The sequence below is a fragment of the Flavobacterium sp. MFBS3-15 genome (assembly GCF_026107645.2).
Taxonomy (GTDB): Bacteria; Bacteroidota; Bacteroidia; order Flavobacteriales; family Flavobacteriaceae; genus Flavobacterium.
Genome location: NZ_JAPCHV010000007.1, coordinates 66,753 through 83,161, shown reverse-complemented (window position 1 = coordinate 83,161; position 16,409 = coordinate 66,753). Strand labels below are relative to the sequence as shown.

The following is a 16,409-nucleotide window of genomic DNA, read 5'->3' as shown; positions in this document are numbered from 1 at the left end:
AGTCTGTGTTTGGGATTAATGTCTGGAGTTTGTTTATTAGTTATTATTCGGGCTTACTACTGATTCCAGGTTGAAGGGCTTTTCCTCCACTCCCTCAGGGTTTCCAGTTCTTTTTCGGTAATATATTGTTTTGCTACGGCCTCTTCAAGCAGGGTATCATAATTACCCAGGGTATGGAGCGTTACGTTTGCTTTTTTAAAATTTTCAGCTGCCACGTCAAAACCATAGGTAAATATGCCTACCATGCCTTTTACATTAGCGCCTGCCGCTTTGAGTGCGTCAACAGCCAAAAGGCTGCTGTTGCCTGTAGAAATAAGGTCTTCCACAACTACCACATTTTGCCCTTTTTGCAAAAAGCCCTCTACCTGGTTCTGGCGGCCGTGCTTTTTCGGTTCCGGGCGTACGTATACGAATGGCAGCCCCATGTATTCGGCAACCAGCATTCCTATGCCTATTGCACCGGTGGCTACCCCGGCAATAACGTCGGGCTTGCCAAACTCTTTTTCTATATGCTTGGAAAATTCCTCGCGGATATAATTGCGTATCGGTGGAAATGAAAGAGTTATCCTGTTATCGCAATATATAGGCGATTTCCAACCCGAAGCCCACGTAAAAGGGGTTTGCGGATTTAATTTAATTGCGTTTATTTGTAAAAGCAATTCGGCTGTTTTTTTAGCGGTGTCTGTATTGAAAATCATACTGCAAATGTATAAAGTTTTTGTAAACGATAAGCCACTTTTTTTGACCAACCAGGTTGAAAAAGAAACCGATTTCCAAATATTCCTTTTGGAAACTGTAGATATTGAACAGCTCATCAAAAAGATGTTCAACAATAAGGTTCAAAAAGCATTTCTATATTATCCTGACGAAAAAGAAATCCTCAAAAAGCTCAAAGAGAAAATACCTGTAGCCAAGGCCGGCGGCGGACTTGTATATAACAATACCGGCGAAGTGCTGTTTATTTTCCGCAACGGCAAATGGGACCTCCCTAAAGGGGGAATTGAAAAAGGCGAGGAAATAGAAGAGACGGCACTTCGTGAAGTTGAAGAAGAAACCGGTGTGAGCGGACTAAAAATCATACAGAAACTTCAAAAAACCTATCATGTTTTTAAACGAAACGGCGTCTATAAACTCAAGATAACCCATTGGTTTGAAATGAAGACAAATTATACCGGTATCCTCACAGGCCAGGCCAATGAAGGTATCGAGAAGGTCGCATGGCTAAAGCCTGACGAAATCAGGGAGGCTTTAGGGAACTCATATGACAATATTAAACTGTTGTTTGAGGATGTGGAAGTCGGGAAATGATTACAGATTTAACTACTCGTGTTACTTAGTTTGAGTGTACATCCGGGTAAATTTCAACCTTAAATAACCTATTCTTTCCAGTTCGGAGAAGCTGCAGATATTATTTTTCCATCCCTTGCAGCAGCAATATAGCCATAGCCTTTCAGGTAATAGAAGACATAGGTAACTGTAGGGTATTCTGCCCTGATGGCGAGAAGGCCTTCATATTTGCAAAAAGGCGTCTCGAACTTTTCATTATAGCCTATAACCTTATACGTTGCGTCCTGCGTTTCGTTTTTCCATGTATGCCCGGGCCTGAATGAGGGATCAAAACGTATTACTTCTTTCTTACTTTCAGGATAATATTGCATCACTGTACCTCTCCGCTCCCTTAACAACAACACATCTGTATCGCCATTTTTCCACACCTGCTTAAATTTTAAGTAGTTGTTACCATTAACTACCGTATCTTTTTCAAAAGTTTCAAAGTAATAAGTATCGCTCCATAGCAGCTTTTTTTTCTTAATCTGTAAAGGAAAATATGATCCTTCCGTATCACCTTTACAAAAGTCCTGCCCTTCATTTTGGGAATATGCCACTCCGAACATTATAAGTGCAAAAAACATCAATATCAATTTTTCCATAATCGTTTCGTAATCAAATTAATAAAGCATCGTTACTTCTTTAAGTCCAAAAGAAGCGATGCTGTCATCTTCTAACCGGACCGAAAGGTTTCCGTCTTTTGATACCCCCTTTATGATACCCATGAATCGCTTATCGCCTTTTTCAAATGGCATCGGAATATCCTTTTTATACAACCTGTCATGGTACATGGACCATATCACGGCTATGTCCTTATTGAGTATGCGCGATACATTTCTCCTGAGCTTTTCCATGATTGCAGCCATAATCACTTCCTTCTCAAACTCCCTACCCTCCACAACTGACAGCGATGACGCTTTTGGCAGGCCGGAAAAATCTTTTTGGTTAATATTGAGCCCAATGCCTATAACAGAGTAAATTTCACCATCATTACGTATGATGTTCTCAATAAGTATTCCGCCAATCTTCCTGTTACCTGCCAAAATGTCGTTAGGCCATTTTATAGAGGTTTGTGTTCTTGCAAAACTTTCCAGCGCTTCTGAAATGCTTACTGCTACTGCAGCATTCAAGGCGAATATTTCATCTATCTTCAACAGCAGGTCTTTTACCAATATGCTAAATGTGAGGTTCTTGCCCGGTTCAACATTCCATTTTGCCCCCATCTGCCCCCTGCCCTGCGTTTGGTCTTCGGCTACAACTGCCGTAAAGTTTTCAACATACCTTTCAGCAAGCAGTCCCTTTAGGTAGTCGTTAGTAGAGTTAATGGCATTGAGTTTGATGATATTCATTACGAAATAAGACGGATTTATCTTTTTAATCTTGTGTTAAGGTTCAAAAGTAAATACAAAAAATGGTAACTTTGCGAAAATATAAAATTTTACATGGCGAAAAAAAATGTAAACAACGATGATCTTTTAGCGAACATCATCAAAGGCATTGAAGAAGTAAAAGGCAACGATATAGACATCCTCGATCTTAGGGAAATAGATAACACCGTATGCGATTATTTCGTGATCTGCAACGGTACTTCCAATACTCAGGTGAACGCCATTGTTCACTCTATCCAAAAAATAGTTTCACGGGAACTTAAAGACAAGCCATGGCACGTAGAAGGTACGGAAAATGGCGAGTGGGTCCTTATGGACTACGTGAACATTGTTGTACATGTGTTTCAAAAGCACATTCGCGAGTATTATAACATAGAAAGCCTTTGGGGCGATGCCAGAATTACATCGATCCCAAGCAACTATTAATCATCTGAATTCATGTCAAAAGATAATAAACCCAGTAAGGTAAAAGTAAGCCCGTGGCTCATATATGGCGGGATATTGCTGATGTTCCTCGCCATAAATTATGTGGTAGGAGGGTCTACATTCAGCGAACCAAAAAGCACTTCGATATCCAATTTCTATAAGTACCTTGATGCCGGACAGGTAAGTAAGGTAACTTACAATAAGTCAACTGCCGAGGTTTACATAAAGGACGAGTTCCTGAAAAACAAGGAACACGAAAAAACCCAGCAGACCGATATGTTCGGCAAAAAGACTAAAGGCCCGCATTATATTGTAAACGTGGGCGATAAAAACGAATTGTTTGTACAAAAGCTTGACCAGGCCTCAAAAGAAGGCAAGCTTGCAGACTACTCGGTCGAATCGGACAGCATTTGGGGTGAATTGCTCATAGGCATCCTCCCAATACTAATCCTTGTAGCGCTATGGATATTCATGATGCGAAGAATGTCAGGCGGCGGTGCAGGCGGCGGTGGCGGACAGATATTCAATATCGGGAAGTCTAAAGCCAAGCTGTTTGACGAAAAGAATGACATTAAGGTAACTTTTAAAGACGTAGCCGGCCTTGAAGGGGCTAAAGAAGAAATACAGGAAATTGTGGAGTTCCTGAAAAATCCGGAAAAATACACCAGTATTGGAGGCAAGATACCAAAGGGTGCGCTTCTTGTAGGCCCTCCGGGGACAGGTAAAACCCTTTTGGCGAAAGCCGTAGCAGGTGAAGCTAAAGTGCCGTTCTTCTCACTCTCAGGCTCTGATTTCGTGGAGATGTTTGTGGGCGTGGGTGCCTCAAGGGTACGCGACCTCTTCAAACAAGCCAAGGAAAAATCACCTGCAATCATTTTCATTGATGAGATTGATGCTGTAGGCCGTGCGCGTGGAAAAAATAATTTTTCAGGCTCTAACGACGAGCGGGAAAACACACTAAACCAGCTTCTTACCGAGATGGATGGTTTCGGCACCAACACCAACGTTATCGTACTTGCTGCCACAAACCGCGCCGATGTGCTGGACAAAGCCCTTATGCGTGCAGGACGTTTTGACAGGCAGATTTACGTTGACCTTCCGGACATCCGTGAGCGCCGTGAGATATTCGAGGTACACCTGAAGCCGCTTAAAAAGTCGGAAGACCTGGACACTGAATTCCTTGCTAAGCAGACCCCTGGATTCTCGGGTGCAGATATTGCGAACGTATGTAACGAGGCCGCCCTTATTGCAGCCCGTAAAGACAAGAAAGCAGTAGATAAGCAGGATTTCCTTGATGCGGTAGACCGTATCGTAGGCGGGCTTGAAAAGAAGAACAAGATCATATCGCCGGAAGAAAAACGTGCAATTGCGATACACGAAGCAGGTCACGCCACTGTAAGCTGGATGCTTGAACATGCCGCCCCATTGGTAAAAGTAACCATTGTTCCGCGTGGGCAAAGCCTTGGCGCTGCCTGGTATCTCCCGGAAGAAAGGCTTATTGTGAGGCCTGAGCAAATGCTCGACGAAATGTGCGCCACCATGGGAGGACGTGCTGCAGAGAAAGTGACTTTCGACAAAATATCTACTGGTGCGCTTAGCGACCTTGAAAAAGTGACCAAACAGGCACGTGCCATGGTAACAATATATGGCCTTAACGAAAAAGTGGGCAATGTTACTTATTACGATTCGTCAGGTCAGAGCGAGTATAGCTTTTCTAAACCGTATTCTGAAGATACTGCACAAATCATCGACAAGGAAATATCTACCCTTATCGAAGAGCAATACCAGCGTGCAATTAGGATACTGGATGAAAATAAGGACAAGCTGAACAAGTTGGCCGACATCCTAATCGAAAGAGAAGTGATATTCAAGGATGACCTTGAGGAAATCTTCGGAAAAAGGCCTTTTGACAAGCACGGGCATGAGGCCGTTACAGAAGCTTAAACTGCACATTTACTAAATAAAACCAAAAATCTTAATTCAATCGTAAGATTGAATTAAGATTTTTTTATCTTTGAGTGTGTAAGGAAAAAACGGATCAGATCCCTATGAGTCTTTTTAAAAAAATTTTTGGTGCCGCAAATGATGTATCCGGTGATGAACACCGACAGGACGGGCACCCTTACTTACCGGAACAACAACTCCCTATAGATGAGATGTTCATGGTCAACTTCCGTAAAAATGGCGGTAAGTTCCTCTATTGCGATAACCTTGGCGAAGTGCATGAGCAATTCCTTAACGTGTTGGAGGAAAACGACTGGTTTGAATGCGAAGCCCTTTGTTTTGAACCCCGCCTTTATCCCTTACTCGACGAAAACAAGCTGAACTATACTAATCCGCAACAGCCAAAGTTTATTTTGGCCACCTGCGAAAATCTTGTGGCTGACGAAGGCTCCATCCTTTTTTCCTCTAACCAAATCAAGCAAAAGAAACCCAATGAGCTCCCGGCCAACATTGTGGTATATGCTACTACCAGCCAGATCCTGGGCACTAAGAGTGACGGACTCCGTGAGATAAAGCGCAAGTATGATAAAGATTACCCTACAAACATCACCACTATAAAATATTTCGAAAAGGCCAAAGAGGAAGATTTCATGCACTATGGCAGTGCTGCAAAGAATCTGTACCTTTTGCTTTTAGAAGACCTGTAAGATGAATGAAAGCATAGTCAGGGCACTGTCGGGTATCGTATATATTGCACTTCTTTTGGGGGCAACATTATACTCCCCGGGGAGTTTTATGGTACTGTTTGGGGTATTTATGATGATAGCCATAGGAGAGTTTTGCAGGCTTGCAGGAATAAAAATGATGCTCCCCCTGATTACCGGCATCGCATTTTTAGGATTGTTCGTGTTCGTGATTCCGAACGACAGCGCATCTGCTAACCTATGCCTCTCACTCGGGTCGGTTTTGATCGGCATACTACTCCTTGAAGACCTTTTCAGCAAACGTCCATCCGCACAAAAGAACAATATCGTAAAAGCCGCGCAGCTGATTGGATATGTCATTTTCCCTTTCTTGCTTATTATAAAATTCCCGTTTCTGTTTGAAGGCAAATATGATATCGTGATCTATAGCATCGTTGGCGCTTTTATTATCATCTGGACAAATGACACTTTCGCCTACATTGTGGGCAAAGCTATCGGAAAACATAAACTTTTCGAGCGCATCTCACCAAAGAAAACCATTGAAGGCTTTTTAGGCGGGATGCTATTTGCGATAACAGCGGGATACATTATCAGTATTTATCACGATTTTTTAAGCCCCGCCCATTGGATGGCTTCGGCTGTTATCCTTGTGATATTCGGCACATTAGGCGATCTTGTAGAATCAAAGTTCAAACGTACGGCCGGGGTTAAGGACAGCGGCAACATCATGCCGGGGCATGGCGGAATTTTAGACAGGCTCGACAGTATTATATTCGCGATACCTTTCTTATTTTTGTATTTTCAAATCATATACTATGTTTCATAAAGAAGGAGCAAAAATCATTCTGATCGCATTGGCGGTAACCGTAGGGGTAGTTATCCTCTCAGAACAATTCATCCACAATTTCTGGCTGCTGAAAACCATTCAGGTATTCGCCCTTATTTTCCTGATACTGATACTTCAGTTCTTCAGGAACCCGAAACGCTATACCGATGTGGCCGAGCACACCATCATTGCCCCGGTAGACGGGAAAGTAGTGGTTATCGAGGAGGTATACGAGCCGGAGTATTTTAAGGACAAGCGCCTGCAGGTATCCATCTTTATGTCGCCTATCAACGTACACGTAACACGCTATCCGGTTAACGGCCTGGTGAAGTTCAGCAAATACCACCCGGGAAAGTACCTAGTAGCATGGCACCCAAAAGCAAGCGAGGAGAACGAGCGTACAACCATTGTCATTGAGAACAGCTATTTTGGCGAAATATTATACAGGCAGATTGCCGGCGCCCTGGCAAGGCGTATTGTCAATTATGCGCGCGAGGGCATGCAGGCCATACAGGGAACTGATGCCGGGTTCATTAAATTCGGGTCAAGGGTAGACCTATTCCTGCCCCTGGGGACAGAAGTGAATGTAAAGCTGAACCAAAAAGCAGTAGGTGGAAAAACCGTAATAGCAATAAAAAAATAATCCATGACGGAAAAGGACCTTGATACCCTTTTTCAGGAGGCATATGAAAAAGCTTCCGGCATGACAGAATCGCTGCCGCAGGATGTCATGCTTCGCATTTATGCGTATTACAAGCAGGCTACCTCGGGCGAACCGAAAGGTTATTACCAGAATTTCGACCTGCGGAACGCCTTTAAAATGAATGCCTGGATACAGGTACAGCACCTTACACCCGATGAGGCCAAGCAGCTGTACATTGAGACCATAAATTCCATAACTAAATAATTACAATATGAAAAAAGTAAAGATCTTTCTTTCCGCACTGGTTGTGATCGCCTCATTGCAATCGTGCAAGGACAAAAACGAGCTTGAAGAAGTAGTAGAAGTACCTGCTCCTGAAAAAGAAGAAGGCAAAACAGATGCACCTGCCGGCAACCCGGATGAAGTAAAAGCTGAAGAAGGGCCTTTTCAGGTAGCAAAACTGGGCTATGCGTATGATGCACTTGCACCAAACATTGATGCAAAGACTATGGAAGTGCATTATTCGAAGCATTATAAGAAATATACCGATGAGCTGAATAAGGCTATCAAGGGCACCGACCTTGAAAAGAAGACCATTGAGGAAATCCTAACCACCCTTGCTCCTGACAACAAAGCGGTGCGCAACAATGGAGGCGGCTATTACAACCATACCCTTTTCTGGGAAATCATGGCTCCTAAAGCCGGAGGTGAACCTAAAGGCGCTTTGGCAGAAGCCATCACAAAAGATTTTGGTTCATTCGATGCGTTCAAGACACAATTTACCGAAGCTGCTACAAAACAGTTTGGCTCAGGATGGGCATGGCTTGTGGTGACGAAAGACGGCAAACTTGCCGTAACCAGCACCCCTAACCAGGACAATCCGATGATGCCGGGCGCTGCCGTAGCCGGTAAGCCGGTGCTTGGACTTGACGTTTGGGAGCATGCTTATTACCTCGAGTACCAGAATAAAAGGCCGGACTACATCAACGCGTTCTACAACGTGATCAACTGGGATGCGGTTGCTAAAAAGTATGATGCGGCTGTGAAGAAATAAAGCTTCAACCGTATATGAATTAAGATTATCCGCCTTCGGGCGGATTTTTTTATTCCAAACTAAAATCTAACAATCCAACATCGTCCTTGCCTGTTTCAAAAAAAAGAATGACTTTTGGAATGTATAAATAAACAACACATGAAATACCTGTATCCGCTGGCCCTGCTCGTGCTGATGGCTTCCTGCAAGGATGAAGAAAAAGAAACAAAAACATCTGTCGACAGGGAGAAAACCGACTGGTCCTTTTACAAGCTGCAAGGCAATGTAAAAACCATTTCTGAAAAGTCATATGAGATTCACGGTTCCGACCAAAAAGGCGCCACAAAACACGAAGTACAAAGCAGGCACGACTCTGACCTTACTTTTAACGAAAAAGGCGTCCTGGTGCTTGAAAAAAAGTGGATGGCCAACAACATCCCTTTTGAGGAGATAAAGTTCAACGGAAGGGACAATATGGAGTCGAAGACCCAATACATCAATGGGCAGCCGGGCATTAAAACGGAGCAGCAGCGCGATAAATCAGGAAATATTACTGCCATCATACGCCGTAATGGCGATAACAGCCAGCTCGACCGCGTTGTACTGACCTACAAAGGAAAAAACCTGGTTGAGAAAAAGTCATTCAACAGCCAGGATAACCCAACCGACAGGACAACCTATACGTATGACCAAAAAGGAAGACTGAAGGGGGAGGAAATGTATTTGAATACCGAATACGTACAGGTTCGCAACCAGTATGAATATGATGCTGAAAACCGTAAGATTTCAGAAACACGCTACAGCAAAGACAAAATGATTTACAAGACAGTTTTTGCGTACGACGGTAAAAATGTAACCAAAAAAGAAACGACAGCGCCAAGCGGTGCCATAGAATATCGCGAAAAAAGCAGCTATGACAAAAAAGGAAACCTGTTGGAGCGTTACATTGTAGACAGCGCGGACAAATCGGTAACTCATGAGGTATATAATTATGATGCCAACAGCAACCCGACTTCCGTAAAGGTAGATGTGAATAATGTCCCGCAATCGGAAATATTGTACACTTACGACGGGCACGGCAACGTTACTGCTGTAAAAATCTCGAACGGAAAGGGAGAAAGCCTTGACAGCCGCGAATATGGCTATGAATATGATGACCAGGGTAACTGGACTAAAAAGTCGGTTATCATAAACGGGAAACCGTCCTTTGTGGCAGAGAGAAAAATAAGTTATTTTACTGACGAAGAATAAAGCAAAAGAATAACACAAAAAAAATCCACCGCTGTAAACGGTGGATTTTTTTTTATGAGCCAATTTGGATTAACCTTTCATTTTTGCTTTCATGGCCTTGTAGTCAGCATCCCTTTCAAGCGCCTGGTAAATACCGGCAAGAAGCGAAATGGTGTACTGGTTGTCCGGCTTTAACTTATGTGCCTTTTCAAGATATGTAAGCGATTCTGTATACAGGCCGTCTTTTTTCTTCTTAAGCGCATCATAACGGTCATTATCCTTTTTGCTTGTACCGGTAATGCCGTTCATCTCATCAACGATCTTTTGCTCGTCAGAGAGGATAAGCGAAGCCATTCCTACAAGCGCAGGCTCGTAGTTAGGATCTATCTGGAGCGCTTTATTATAATGATTTTTAGCCTCAGCCTTATCTGTTTCTGAAGCCACTACACCCAGGTTGTAAAAAAGCTCAGGATTGTTGGGGCTTTTAGCCGCAGCTTCGTTTATGAGCCTTTTGTACCCTTCCATGTCCTTAGCCTGGTAATATATATTGGCTTCGGCAACAATAAGGTTAACATCGTCAGGGTTGTTTTTCCTTGCGGCAGCCATTGCGGCTTTAGCTTTGTCATTTTCACCCTTCTGTACATAAATCAAAGCAATATTCTTGGTTATCTCCCCTTTTAGCGAAGGAAGCTTCTCGTCTTTTGGTTCAGAATATTCTCCCGTCTTGATCGCAATATCACGAGTATCCTTATTAGGGAAACTTTCTACCTGCCCACTTTTTTTGTTTTTGGCCACGTAAGACGTTCCTTCACCTGTAAATCCTGACTTATCCAGTTGCAGGTAATATTCCAGGGCCTTATCATAGTCCTGCCCGTTAACGGCCATTGCAGCCGCATTATAAAGCTGTGAATGGTCTTTAGGGTCCATCTTGTACACCAGGGCATAAAGAGATGCAGCTTCTTTGTATTTTTTACCGTCAACCAATTGTGCTGCAATGTTACCTACCATTGTCTTAACTTCAGGAAAAATAACCTCCTGTATTTCCTTGGTATGGTTTTTCTTTCCGCTTTTTTCAATCTCAATAACCTTATTCATGTCATCCACAGCAGTTTCAATCATTTTGAAAGCAACCTGAGGATTTGCCATAAGCATTGGGTTGGTCATCATCTCCATCATGCCTCCCGAAGCTTTATAATAATAAAAGTCAGCCTGCTGCTCAGCTGTTGCCGAACCCATCTTTGGTTCAGCGGCTGCAACAAGTTCTTTAAACTTTGTCATATCCTCTTTGGTAGGAGGTGCATCTTTTTCTACTATTTTCTTAAGGCCTTTCAGCTCTTCTTTTTGTGCAAACGCGCTTAGTGATAACAATAGCGACGCTGCAACCGCATATTTAATTTTCATATTGTTATTTTTAAAATATTACTCTTCGTTCCGGTCTTCTTCGGTTCCTGCATCATCTGCAATGTCTTTCATGTCCTGCGGCAGGTTTTCGGCGCCAAGCTCTTCCATGTTTTCCTCAATAGCATCTTCAATGGCATCTTCCTCACGAAGCACTTTTGTAACTGCTGCAATCGAGTCGTTGCCTTTTATGTTGATGAGGCGCACACCCTGGGTGGCACGGCCCATTACCCGAAGGTCAGACACCATCATACGGATGGTTAATCCCGACTTGTTGATGATCATAAGGTCATCGGCATCAGTCACACTGTTGATGGACACCAGGCTACCGGTCTTGTCAGTAATATTAAGCGTTTTCACACCTTTACCGCCACGGTTGGTAATCCTGTAATCTTCAAGGCTCGAACGCTTGCCGTACCCGTTTTCGGATACTACAAGTATCTCACTGTTCATGTCGTTTACAGAAACCATGCCAATCACCTCATCCTTCTCATCGGCGAGGGTAATACCACGCACGCCCGACGCGCTCCTGCCCATTGGGCGGGTCTTGCCTTCCTCAAAGCGTACCAGCTTGCCCGACTTCACCGCGATAAGCACCTGGCTCTCGCCTGTAGTCAGCTTGGCTTCCAAAAGTTCGTCGTCCTCACGGATGGTAATCGCCGCAATACCGTTAAGCCTTGGGCGTGAATATTGCTCCAACAGGGTTTTCTTAACGATACCCTGCTTGGTAGCCATGATCACATAATGGTTATTGATATATTCCTGGTCTTTCAGGTCCTGCGTACAAATGAACGCTTTTACCTTATCATCATTTTCGATGTTGATAAGGTTTTGTATCGCACGCCCTTTGCTGGTCTTGCTTCCTTCCGGAATTTCGTAAACACGCATCCAGAAACATTTTCCTTTTTGGGTAAAAAACAGCATGTACTGGTGGTTGGTAGCCACATACAGGTGCTCCAGGAAGTCCTGGTCTCGGGTGGTAACGCCTTTCTGGCCTACCCCTCCCCTGTTTTGCGTTTTGTATTCTGACAGCGGTGTACGCTTGATGTAGCCCGCATGCGAAATGGTTACCACCACGCTTTCGTCGGCAATAAGGTCTTCAATGCTTACGTCGCCTCCTGAGTATTCGATTTGCGAACGGCGGGCATCGCCATACTTGTCGCGTATTTCGGTAAGCTCCTGCTTGATGAGCTCCATCCTTAGCTCCTTGCTTTCCAATAGCGCTTTCAATTCGGCAATGAGTTTCATGATGTCGGCATATTCGGCCCTTAGTTTATCCTGCTCCAGTCCGGTTAGCTGCCTCAATCGCATCTCAACAATGGCGCGGGCCTGGATCTCACTCAGGTTAAAGCGCTCTATTAATCGCGTACGCGCCTCATCGCCATCTTTCGAGCTCCTTATTATCTGGATCACTTCATCGATATTATCCGAAGCGATGATCAATCCTTCCAATATGTGTGCACGCTCTTCGGCTTTACGAAGGTCGTACTGTGTCCTGCGCACTACCACATCGTGCCTGTGCTCCACAAAGTAGTGGATAAGGTCTTTCAGGTTCAGCAGCTGCGGCCTTCCGGCAACCAGTGCAATGTTGTTAACGCTGAACGATGACTGAAGCTGGGTAAATTTGAAAAGGGTATTAAGCACTACATTCGGCACGGCTTCCCTTTTCAGGATATACACGATACGCATACCGTTACGATCCGACTCATCGCGGATGTTGGCAATACCCTCTATTTTCTTCTCGTTCACCATGTCGGCCGTCTTCTTGATCATGTCGGCCTTGTTCACCTGGTACGGTATCTCTGTCACGATGATGCACTCGCGGCCATCTACTTCTTCAAAGCTGGTCTTGGCGCGCATTACTACACGCCCACGGCCGGTCTTGAATGCCTCGCGCACACCTTCATAGCCGTAAATAACGCCTCCCGTTGGGAAATCCGGCGCTTTCACGTGCGTCATCAGCTCATCTATCTCAATATCAGTGTTATCTATATAAGCCAAAGTACCGTTTACCACCTCGGTAAGGTTGTGCGGCGCCATATTGGTCGCCATACCCACCGCAATACCCGAGGCACCGTTCACCAAAAGGTTTGGCACCTTTGTCGGCATAACTGTTGGCTCCTCAAGGGTATCGTCAAAGTTAAGCTGGAAGTCAACCGTTTCCTTATCAAGGTCGGCCATGATCTCTTCCGAAATCTTCCTTAGCCTCGCCTCTGTGTAACGCATTGCTGCAGGGCTGTCGCCGTCTACCGAACCAAAGTTACCCTGGCCGTCTACCAAAAGGTAGCGAAGGCTCCATTCCTGTGCCATACGCACCATGGCGTCATATACTGATGAATCACCGTGCGGGTGATACTTACCTAAAACTTCTCCTACGATCCTTGCGGACTTTTTGTGAGCCCTGTTGGAAAGGACACCCAATTCATACATCCCGAAGAGCACCCTCCTGTGAACCGGTTTCAACCCATCCCTCACATCGGGCAGCGCCCTGGATACAATCACCGACATTGAATAGTCAATGTAAGCTGATTTCATTTCGTCCTCTATGTTAATGGGAATTAACTTTTCTCCTTCAGACATAAGTAGTTATATTATTAATTTATTGTTAATACAAAACGTGCCAATATACGCAAATTAAACAGGATTTAAAGGGGCTGCAGCGATTTTTTTTAGTGTTTTATCAACACTGTTTGTTACCGGAATAGTTAATAAAGTAATATTAAATCGCTTTTATTTTCGGGTTTTTTTTCGTCATTTAGCCTTACAGCAGATTTTGCCGGCCTGACAGTATTGCAGAGAGGTATGGTTTTTGTAAAATTCTGTTTAAATGCTTAAATTTACACTATCAAAAATAACATTATGGATGATAATTTTTCACCGAGGGTCAAGGACGTCATTACCTACAGCAAAGAGGAAGCGCTTCGCTTAGGCCATGACTTCATTGGCACCGAGCACTTAATGTTAGGAATTTTGCGGGACGGGAACGGCAAGGCTATTTCGATACTGAACAGCATTTCCGTAGACCTGGATCATTTACGCAGGAAAGTAGAGATATTAAGCCCTGCGAACCCTAATGCCGAGCGCAACAACGAGAAGAAGAACCTTCACCTTACCCGCCAGGCAGAACGCGCCCTGAGGACCACATTCCTTGAGGCCAAGGTGTTCCAGAGCACATCGATAAGCACCGCGCACCTGCTGCTGTGCATATTACGTAATGAGAATGACCCTACAACAAAGTTGCTTAACAAGTTAAAAATCGATTACGAAACCGTTAAAGAACAATTTATCAGCATGACATCAAACGAAGAAGAATACCTGGAAAATCTGCCTAAAGCAGAGTCGTATAACGACGATGCAGGACAAGATGACAGCCTGCGTGAAAGCACCTTCAACAATCCTTCTTCCGGTGCTAAAGCCAACAAGAAATCCAAGACGCCTGTACTGGACAACTTCGGCCGCGACCTGACCGAACTTGCCGAAGAAGGCAAACTGGACCCTGTTGTGGGCCGTGAAAAGGAAATAGAACGCGTATCGCAAATCCTGAGCCGCCGCAAGAAGAACAACCCACTGCTTATAGGTGAGCCGGGTGTGGGTAAGTCGGCCATCGCCGAAGGGCTTGCGCTGCGCATCATACAGAAAAAAGTATCGCGCATACTGTTCAACAAGCGCGTGGTAACGCTCGACCTTGCCAGCCTAGTAGCCGGCACCAAGTACCGCGGGCAGTTTGAAGAGCGTATGAAGGCCGTAATGAACGAACTTGAGAAGAATGATGATATCATCCTTTTCATCGATGAGATACACACCATTGTAGGTGCCGGCGGCGCTACAGGCTCGCTTGACGCCAGCAACATGTTTAAGCCGGCGCTGGCACGCGGCGAGATACAATGCATCGGTGCCACCACACTGGACGAGTACCGCCAGTATATCGAGAAGGACGGAGCGCTTGAGCGCCGTTTCCAGAAAGTTATGGTAGAGCCTACATCGGTAGAGGAAACCATTACCATCCTGAACAACATCAAGAATAAATATGAAGACCACCACAGTGTAACATATACACAGGAAGCCATTGAGGCGTGCGTGAAGCTGACCAACCGCTACATGAGCGAGCGTTTCCTTCCGGACAAGGCCATTGATGCGCTGGATGAGGCAGGTTCGCGCGTGCACATTACCAACATTGATGTGCCCAAGCAGATCCTGGACCTTGAGAGGCAGCTTGAAGAGGTACGCGAGTTGAAAAACAGCGTAGTGAAGAAACAAAAATACGAAGAGGCTGCCAAGCTTCGCGACGATGAGAAGCGTATTGAGAAAGACCTTGCCATCGCTCAGGAGCAGTGGGAAGAAGATTCTAAAAATAATCGCGTAACCGTTACCGAAGACAACGTGGCAGACGTAGTATCGATGATGACGGGAATACCGGTGAACCGTATTGCGCAGACCGAAAGCAACAAGCTGGCCAAACTGCCGGAGCTGATCAAAGGCAAGGTGATAGGCCAGGATGAAGCGGTGGCAAAAATCGCCAAATCGATACAGCGTAACCGCGCAGGCCTTAAGGATCCTAACAAGCCGATAGGCTCGTTCATATTCCTGGGCCAGACGGGTGTTGGTAAAACACAATTGGCAAAGGTTATCGCTAAAGAGCTGTTTGACAGTGAGGATGCCCTTGTGCGCATCGACATGAGCGAGTACATGGAAAAATTTGCCATATCGAGGCTTGTAGGAGCGCCTCCGGGATATGTGGGCTACGAAGAAGGCGGGCAGCTGACCGAAAAAGTACGCCGCAAGCCCTACTGCGTGGTGCTTCTTGATGAGATCGAAAAAGCGCACCCTGATGTATTCAACATGCTGCTCCAGGTACTGGACGACGGTTACCTTACAGACAGCCTTGGACGCAAGATCGACTTCCGCAATACCATTATCGTCATGACATCCAACGTTGGTGCACGCCAGCTGAAAGATTTCGGACAGGGTGTTGGTTTCGGGACATCTGCGAAAAAACTACAGGCTGACGAACATACCAAAGGCGTTATAGAAGCCGCCCTGAAGAAAACCTTCGCGCCGGAGTTCATCAACAGGATCGACGACATCATCGTGTTCAATGCGCTTGAAAAAGAGCATATAGACCAAATCATCGAAATTGAGCTGGCAAGGCTGTATGCAAGGGTAAAAGACCTCGGCTACAACGTAACGCTGTCCGACAAGGCAAAAGCATTCATTGCTGAAAAAGGCTTTGACAAGCAGTATGGCGCAAGGCCGCTGAACAGGGCCATCCAGAAGTATGTTGAAGATGCCCTTGCTGAAGAGATCATTACTGCCAAAATAGCAGGTGGCGATGAAATTTTCATGGATCTTGAAGATAATGCTACCGAGCTTTCGGTAACAGTGAAAAAAGCAGAAAATCCTGCCAGCCAGGAATAAATAATATCAATTTGTTTTGAATAGTAAAATCCCTAAGGCGTAAAACTTTAGGGATTTTTTTTTGAATGATTAT

General features: G+C 44.8%; 15 protein-coding genes. 10 read left to right on the top strand and 5 right to left on the bottom strand.

Annotated features, from left to right (window positions below):
- Positions 1-56: 56 nt before the first annotated feature.
- The gene (gene pyrE / locus OGH69_RS07620; RefSeq protein ID WP_265173862.1) at positions 57-698 is read right to left on the bottom strand and encodes an orotate phosphoribosyltransferase; all 642 of its coding nucleotides are present in this window, start codon (positions 696-698) and stop codon (positions 57-59) included.
- Positions 699-705: 7 nt separating this feature from the next.
- Between pyrE and OGH69_RS07615 the strand changes: the two genes are divergently transcribed.
- Positions 706-1,308, top strand: a complete 603-nt coding sequence (locus tag OGH69_RS07615) for an NUDIX hydrolase (RefSeq protein WP_265173861.1) — start codon at positions 706-708, stop codon at positions 1,306-1,308.
- A gap of 68 nt (positions 1,309-1,376) precedes the next feature.
- Here OGH69_RS07615 and OGH69_RS07610 read toward each other — a convergent pair whose 3' ends face one another.
- The gene (locus OGH69_RS07610) at positions 1,377-1,913 is read right to left on the bottom strand and encodes a hypothetical protein (RefSeq protein ID WP_265173860.1); all 537 of its coding nucleotides are present in this window, start codon (positions 1,911-1,913) and stop codon (positions 1,377-1,379) included.
- A gap of 36 nt (positions 1,914-1,949) precedes the next feature.
- Positions 1,950-2,678 carry a biotin--[acetyl-CoA-carboxylase] ligase gene (locus OGH69_RS07605; protein WP_265173859.1) on the bottom strand — a complete coding sequence of 243 codons (729 nt, stop codon included), beginning with the start codon at positions 2,676-2,678 and terminating at the stop codon, positions 1,950-1,952.
- Positions 2,679-2,771: 93 nt separating this feature from the next.
- Between OGH69_RS07605 and rsfS the strand changes: the two genes are divergently transcribed.
- From rsfS to OGH69_RS07565, 8 genes are all read left to right on the top strand, one after another.
- Positions 2,772-3,143, top strand: coding sequence for a ribosome silencing factor (rsfS, locus tag OGH69_RS07600; protein WP_265173858.1), 372 nt, complete (start codon positions 2,772-2,774; stop codon positions 3,141-3,143).
- 12 nt (positions 3,144-3,155) lie between these two features.
- The gene (gene ftsH, locus OGH69_RS07595) at positions 3,156-5,087 is read left to right on the top strand and encodes an ATP-dependent zinc metalloprotease FtsH (protein WP_265173857.1); all 1,932 of its coding nucleotides are present in this window, start codon (positions 3,156-3,158) and stop codon (positions 5,085-5,087) included.
- 104 nt (positions 5,088-5,191) lie between these two features.
- Positions 5,192-5,794, top strand: a complete 603-nt coding sequence (locus OGH69_RS07590; RefSeq protein ID WP_265173856.1) for a lactate utilization protein B/C — start codon at positions 5,192-5,194, stop codon at positions 5,792-5,794.
- Between the two features lies 1 nt (position 5,795).
- A complete protein-coding gene (locus tag OGH69_RS07585) occupies positions 5,796-6,617 on the top strand; it encodes a phosphatidate cytidylyltransferase (RefSeq protein ID WP_265173855.1) in 822 nt (273 codons plus the stop codon).
- Positions 6,607-7,260 carry a phosphatidylserine decarboxylase family protein gene (locus OGH69_RS07580; protein ID WP_265173854.1) on the top strand — a complete coding sequence of 218 codons (654 nt, stop codon included), beginning with the start codon at positions 6,607-6,609 and terminating at the stop codon, positions 7,258-7,260. The genes OGH69_RS07585 and OGH69_RS07580 overlap by 11 nt, the downstream gene beginning before the upstream one ends.
- 3 nt (positions 7,261-7,263) lie before the next feature.
- Entirely contained in the window at positions 7,264-7,524 is a 261-nt protein-coding gene (locus OGH69_RS07575) for an acyl-CoA-binding protein (protein ID WP_265173853.1), read from the top strand.
- Positions 7,525-7,531: 7 nt separating this feature from the next.
- On the top strand, positions 7,532-8,314 hold the full coding sequence (locus tag OGH69_RS07570; RefSeq protein WP_306354365.1) for a superoxide dismutase: 783 nt from the start codon (positions 7,532-7,534) through the stop codon (positions 8,312-8,314).
- Positions 8,315-8,452: 138 nt separating this feature from the next.
- On the top strand, positions 8,453-9,544 hold the full coding sequence (locus OGH69_RS07565; protein WP_265173852.1) for an RHS repeat domain-containing protein: 1,092 nt from the start codon (positions 8,453-8,455) through the stop codon (positions 9,542-9,544).
- 69 nt (positions 9,545-9,613) lie between these two features.
- Here OGH69_RS07565 and OGH69_RS07560 read toward each other — a convergent pair whose 3' ends face one another.
- Positions 9,614-10,924 carry a tetratricopeptide repeat protein gene (locus tag OGH69_RS07560; protein WP_265173851.1) on the bottom strand — a complete coding sequence of 437 codons (1,311 nt, stop codon included), beginning with the start codon at positions 10,922-10,924 and terminating at the stop codon, positions 9,614-9,616.
- A gap of 18 nt (positions 10,925-10,942) precedes the next feature.
- A complete protein-coding gene (gene gyrA, locus OGH69_RS07555) occupies positions 10,943-13,501 on the bottom strand; it encodes a DNA gyrase subunit A (protein ID WP_265173850.1) in 2,559 nt (852 codons plus the stop codon).
- A 279-nt stretch (positions 13,502-13,780) separates the two neighbouring features.
- On the opposite strand from gyrA, the gene OGH69_RS07550 reads away from it, so the two are divergent.
- Positions 13,781-16,336, top strand: a complete 2,556-nt coding sequence (locus OGH69_RS07550) for an ATP-dependent Clp protease ATP-binding subunit (protein ID WP_265173849.1) — start codon at positions 13,781-13,783, stop codon at positions 16,334-16,336.
- Positions 16,337-16,409 lie beyond the last annotated feature (73 nt).